The organism is Phocaeicola sp., assembly GCF_048170425.1.
GTDB lineage: Bacteria > Bacteroidota > Bacteroidia > Bacteroidales > Bacteroidaceae > Phocaeicola.
Genome location: NZ_DBEXBB010000039.1, coordinates 1 through 5,894, shown reverse-complemented (window position 1 = coordinate 5,894; position 5,894 = coordinate 1). Strand labels below are relative to the sequence as shown.

The 5,894-nt window shown below is 40.1% G+C and carries 5 protein-coding genes; 3 read left to right on the top strand and 2 right to left on the bottom strand.

From position 1 onward, the window contains the following. Positions 1 to 604: hypothetical protein (locus tag ACMJ0U_RS01515; protein WP_417127719.1), on the top strand; the 604-nt coding region annotated here is incomplete at its 5' end. Between the two features lie 30 nt (positions 605 to 634). Here ACMJ0U_RS01515 and ACMJ0U_RS01510 read toward each other — a convergent pair. After that, positions 635 to 802, bottom strand: a complete 168-nt coding sequence (locus ACMJ0U_RS01510; protein ID WP_417127717.1) for a hypothetical protein — start codon at positions 800 to 802, stop codon at positions 635 to 637. A gap of 77 nt (positions 803 to 879) precedes the next feature. Then, entirely contained in the window at positions 880 to 2,013 is a 1,134-nt protein-coding gene (hemW, locus tag ACMJ0U_RS01505) for a radical SAM family heme chaperone HemW (RefSeq protein ID WP_417127716.1), read from the bottom strand. Positions 2,014 to 2,231: 218 nt separating this feature from the next. On the opposite strand from hemW, the gene ACMJ0U_RS01500 reads away from it, so the two are divergent. Together ACMJ0U_RS01500 and ACMJ0U_RS01495 are read left to right on the top strand one after the other, a co-directional pair. Beyond that, complete coding sequence (locus ACMJ0U_RS01500) at positions 2,232 to 4,391, top strand: elongation factor G (RefSeq protein WP_417127715.1); 2,160 nt, start codon at positions 2,232 to 2,234, stop codon at positions 4,389 to 4,391. A gap of 265 nt (positions 4,392 to 4,656) precedes the next feature. After that, positions 4,657 to 5,894 (top strand): sensor histidine kinase (locus ACMJ0U_RS01495; RefSeq protein WP_417127713.1); only part of this gene is annotated, 1,238 nt, incomplete at its 3' end.

Here is a 5,894-nt window from a genome sequence, read left to right as displayed (position 1 = left end):
AAATCTCTGTAACTTTAGACTCTGGAAACATAGTGGTAATCGTTTAAATGTTATAATTCAGCACTATAAATTTAATACTTTTATCGCTATGTTTCTAATTATCAGTGAAATATATTTATTCTTATTTCGAACTCACGTTATTTACGGGTGGACAGACAAACGCTTGATGTGCCTGGTTGTTTGCTTGATGTGTGGAATAACCTGGTTCCCGTTTGCAGCTATTGGACAGGTACGTTTAGATTTTATGCTTGATGGAAGTCGTACATTTGTTACGCTGGTTGTAGAGAATCAGACGTCTGAGAAACTGATGCTTGTTCAGAGTGTTTTGGACATCATTGACGGGACTTATGTTTCGGTGTGCTACCAGGATAGTATGGGTGTTAAGCATGATTATCTGGAAATTGACGCATTTCAAAAAAGTAATGGAAAATTTACCATGTATGCGGCAATATACCCCGGTGATGTTTATCAATACCAGATTCCGTTGTCTGGATATCAGAAGATTCTTTCTGTGGAAGCATATATACGTGCCTTTTATCTTTCCGGTGAAGGGAAAGATAGGCATCTGTCGTTTGTAAGATGGGCAAAAAGTATTGACTTCTGAAAGAAAGATATAGTTTGGCTGGAAGGATTCTTAGTCGGATCCTTCCGTTTGTCTTGTATTTTCGATTGAAACAGGGCTTGATGTGGTTGGGAATTTTCCTTCTTGAACTGGTTCGTCGGCATTAGTGGCCTCACTTTGATTGTATGCAGTGAGGAACAATGCATAGAAAAAGGGAAGAACTGTTTTAGGGGTTTCCATAACATTTTGTTTTTAGGGGTTTTATTATAGAAACGCTACAATGTCGATATTCCCCTATCGGGAAATTGTTAAAGAATCTAATCTTCCACCCATAAAAGGTCGCTCATGATTCCGTCGGAAATAAATATCCCTTTTTCTGTTAGTTTCATGACATGATTATCGAGTGTCAGAAAACCTTGTTGCAGATGGGGAGAAGCCATGCGCATGCAGTAGTCAAATAATGTTTTTCCAAATGTTTCTTTCAGTATATGGGTGGGGATACCATCAGCAGTACGCAGGCGGGTGATGATAAAATCATTATAGCGTGTATTCAGATCAAGCTCTTCTTTCTCCTGATAAAGTGTTTCCTTCTGAATACCCTGTATGTACTGAGAAAGGGAAGCTATGTTCCATTGTCTGGAAGTCCCGTCATAAGAGTGAGCAGAAGGGCCGCATCCCAGGTATTTTTCTCCGGTCCAGTAGCTGGAGTTGTGGCGTGATTGGAATCCCGGGCGACAGAAATTGGAAATTTCATAATGTTCATATCCGTTGCCTTTGAGGGTATGTATCAATTCCTTAAATAAGGAAACACTTAAATCTTCATCTGTTTCTTCTACTTGATGCGCTTTTTTCAGCTTCCATAAAGGAGTGTCTTCTTTATAAATCAGATGATAGGCTGAAATATGTTCCGGATGCATCTGAATGGCTGTTTGAAGGTCTTTTTGCCAATCTTCCAAGGTCTCTCCCGGTAGTCCATACATTAGGTCAATACTGATATTTTGAAAACCGGCTTCTCGACAACGTTGGTATGCCTCTTGAGCTTGAGCAGCTGTGTGTCGACGGTGAAGCAGGTGAAGAGTGTCTTCCTTGAAAGTTTGTATGCCCATGCTTAATCGGTTGAATGGAAGAGTGCGAAGCATGGCCACATATTCTGAACTCAGGTCATCGGGATTTACTTCCAATGTGATTTCTGCTTTGGGGTTTATCGGATATACCTTATATATACAATTGAACAAGTATTTAAAATCTTTTTCTTCCAACTGGGAGGGAGTGCCTCCTCCGAAATAGATGGTATTGATGAATTCTCCGTTCAGGTAGTCTTTTCGGAGTTCCAACTCTTTGGACAGAGCTTGGATGTATGCTTCCTTTTTTTTATTTTCTGTGGTAGAAAAGAAGTCGCAGTAGATACAGCGCCGTTTGCAGAAGGGGATATGAAGATAGATTCCAGCCATAATTAATTAACTGTAAGAATATGTTTTGTGGGTGTAAAGATACGGATAATTTGTTGCTAAAATGAAGAAATAATGAATTTGTATGTCTGAAAACATAGTTTAGTAACACGAAACTTTTTATTGTTTTTCTGAATTATAATCTCTAATTTGCGCTTCGTTAAAAAATAAGAGATATGAAAAGCATATCCTTTCGTTACTAAACTAAATCTTGAAATACCATGAAAGTATATCAGACAAACGAAATCAAGAACATTGCCCTTCTCGGTAATGATGGCTCAGGTAAAACCACTCTCACAGAAGCTTTGCTCTATGAGAGTGGTATTATAAAACGTCGCGGAAGAATTACTGCCAAGAATACGGTGAGTGATTATTTCCCGGTAGAGCAGGAATACGGATATTCGGTATTTTCTACTGTGTATCATGTAGAATGGAACGGAAAGAAGTTAAATATTATCGACTGTCCGGGAAGTGATGACTTCGTGGGAGCTGCTATTACCGCATTGAATGTGACTGATACAGCCATCTTGTTGCTGAACGGGCAATATGGTCCGGAAGTGGGTACACAGAATCACTTCCGTTATACTGAAAAATTGGGTAAGCCGGTGATTTTCCTGGTAAACCAGTTGGATAGTGAAAAATGCGATTTTGACCATGTGCTTGAACAGTTGAAAGAGAATTATGGTTCTAAAGTAGTTCCGGTTCAGTATCCGCTTAGTACAGGACCAGACTTCAATTCGTTGATTGATGTACTTTTAATGAAGAAATATTCTTGGGGACCGGACGGCGGTGCTCCAACCATTGAAGACATTCCGGCAGAAGAAATGGAAAAAGCGCAGGAATGGCATAAGACGCTGGTGGAAGCTGCGGCTGAACATGATGAAAGCCTGATGGAGAAATTCTTTGAATCAGAATCATTGACAGAGGATGAAATGCGTGAAGGTATTCGTAAGGGCTTGGCTGCCAGAGGTATGTTTCCGGTATTCTGTGTATGTGCAGGTAAAGATATGGGCGTGCGTCGCTTGATGGAATTCTTGGGCAATGTAGTACCGTTCGTGGATGAAATGCCGGTAGTTCACAATACACGTGGTGTTCCTGTTCCTCCCGATCCGAATGGTCCGACTTCTCTTTATTTCTTTAAGACAGCAGTGGAACCTCATATTGGGGATGTACAGTACTTTAAAGTAATGAGTGGTGTAGTGCATGAAGGCTATGATTTGAGCAATGCAGACAGAGGTTCGAAAGAACGTATGGCACAGCTTTATGTATGTGCAGGTGCCAATCGTGAAAAAGTAGACGAACTGCGTGCGGGAGATATTGGCTGTACGGTAAAATTGAAAGATGTGAAGACGGGCAATACCTTGAATGGCAAGGATTGCGAGAACCGATTCAATTTCATTAAATATCCGAATCCGAAGTATACGAGAGCTATCAAGCCGGTAAATGAAGCCGACACAGAAAAGATGATGGCTGTATTGAACCGTATGCGCGAAGAAGATCCGACTTGGATAGTAGAACAGTCTAAAGAATTGCGTCAGATTCTGGTGCACGGTCAGGGAGAATTCCATCTGCGTACGTTGAAATGGCGTCTGGAAAACAATGAAAAGTTGCAGATTCAGTTCTATGAACCTAAGATTCCGTATCGTGAAACAATAACTAAGTCGGCTCGTGCAGACTATCGTCATAAGAAACAGTCGGGGGGGGCCGGACAGTTTGGTGAAGTTCACTTGATTGTAGAACCTTATTATGAAGGTATGCCTGCTCCGGAAGTGTATAAGTTCAACGGTCAGGAGTATAAGATGAACGTGAAGGGTACGGAAGTAATCGACTTGGAATGGGGTGGTAAGCTCGTATTTGTCAACAGTGTCGTTGGTGGAGCAATTGATGCCCGTTTCATGCCGGCTATTTTGAAAGGAATCATGAGTCGTATGGAACAAGGACCGTTGACTGGTTCGTATGCACGTGATGTACGTGTTATTGTGTACGACGGTAAGATGCACCCAGTAGATTCGAATGAAATTTCCTTTATGCTGGCTGGTCGCCATGCGTTTAGTGAAGCATTTAAAAATGCAGGTCCGAAGATTTTGGAACCGATTTATGATGTGGAAGTATTCGTTCCGAGTGACAAGTTGGGTGACGTGATGAGTGACATGCAAGGTCGTCGCGGTATGATTATGGGTATGACCAGTGAAAAAGGATATGAAAAGTTAAGTGCTAAAGTTCCATTGAAAGAAATGTCGAATTACTCTACAGCTTTGAGTTCATTGACTGGAGGTCGTGCTTCATTCATTATGAAATTTGCCAGCTATGAACTGGTTCCGACGGATGTACAGACCAAGCTGATGAAGGAATTTGAAGAGCAAGAAAAGGACGAAGCATAATATTAGTTGTGATTTTTATAGATAAAAAAGTCGTGTTTCTTAAAAAGCACGGCTTTTTTTGTTTAACTTAGCTTAAACAAAACCCTCTGTTTATTTGTTATTAATCTAAAATTCTATTATTTTTGTAATGTATAGGTGCTTAAAATAGTAGATAGCGAAGATTCTATTAGGTAAAATTTGATTTTTAGTTAATATACGATAAAATCTTATTTAAAGCTTGTTAATCTATTAGTGTCGTATTTGCCAGGTTGTTAAATTTGTCCATATGAAAAAATCGACTATTTGGATATTAGGAGTTGTGATGGGACTGTCTTTCTTGAGCTTGCTCTATTTGCAGGTAAGCTATATTGAGGAGATGGTCAAAATGCGGCGTAGTCAGTTTGAAGAGAATGTAAACCGCAGTTTGGGAAAGGCTGTGCATAACTTGGAACTGGTTGAAACGAAAAAATATTTGGAGAAGGATGTGGCAGCACAAGAACGTGCAGCGTTGTTGTCCAGGCAATATCAGGAAAAGAATGAAGCCGGTGAAAATGTAGTAGAACATCATCAGTATACTATTACGGCACCTGATGGTTCTACTTACTCTACTTTTGAGTTGAAGACTATTATGAATCGGCCATCAAATGTGCCGAAGGTGGTCATCTCTACAGGAAGAACCATTCCGCAGACATCACGTGCATTGCAGGAGGTCCTGAAAGAACGTTATGTTTATCAACGTGCATTGCTGGATGAGGTGGTGTACAATATTCTTTATACAGCAAGTGACAAGCCTTTGAAAGAAAGAGTCAACTTTAAACAGCTTGATCATTTTCTGAAAACAGAACTATTTAATAATGGTATCGATATTCCCTATCACTTTTCGGTGACAGACCGGGATGGGAAAGAAGTGTACCGTTGTTCGGATTATGTGCATGACGATGAAAAAATCTACTCTCGTTTGCTCTTTGAAAAAGATCCTCCTGCGAAGATGGGCTTTGTGAATATTTTCTTCCCCACACTGGATAATTACATATTCAGTTCTGTGAAGTTTATGATTCCCTCCATCATCTTTACAGTCGTGTTGTTGATAACGTTTATTTTTACGATCTATATTATTTTCCGTCAAAAACGCTTGACTGAAATTAAGAATGATTTCATCAACAATATGACGCATGAGTTTAAAACTCCGATTTCTACCATATCGTTGGCTGCTCAAATGCTGAATGATCCGACAGTGGGTAAATCGCCTGTAATGTTTAAGCATATATCAGGAGTCATCAATGATGAGACAAAGCGTTTACGTTTTCAGGTAGAAAAGGTGTTGCAGATGTCTATGTTTGAAAGGCAGAGTGTGACACTTAAGAAAAAGGAAATTGACGCACATGAGTTGATTAATGGAGTCGTGAATACCTTCCGTTTGAAAGTAGAGAAAAACAATGGTACGCTGGAGGCGGAGTTGAATGCGCAGGATCCGGTGATTTTTGTGGATGAAATGCATTTCACCAATGTGGTATTCAACTTGCT

What these genes read in the sequence shown, in the direction of transcription:
- ACMJ0U_RS01510 (WP_417127717.1), bottom strand. Translation starts at nt 802, where the DNA reads ATGGAAACCCCTAAAACAGTTCTTCCCTTTTTCTATGCATTGTTCCTC.
- ACMJ0U_RS01500 (WP_417127715.1), top strand. Translation starts at nt 2,232, where the DNA reads ATGAAAGTATATCAGACAAACGAAATCAAGAACATTGCCCTTCTCGGT.
- hemW (WP_417127716.1), bottom strand. Translation starts at nt 2,013, where the DNA reads ATGGCTGGAATCTATCTTCATATCCCCTTCTGCAAACGGCGCTGTATC.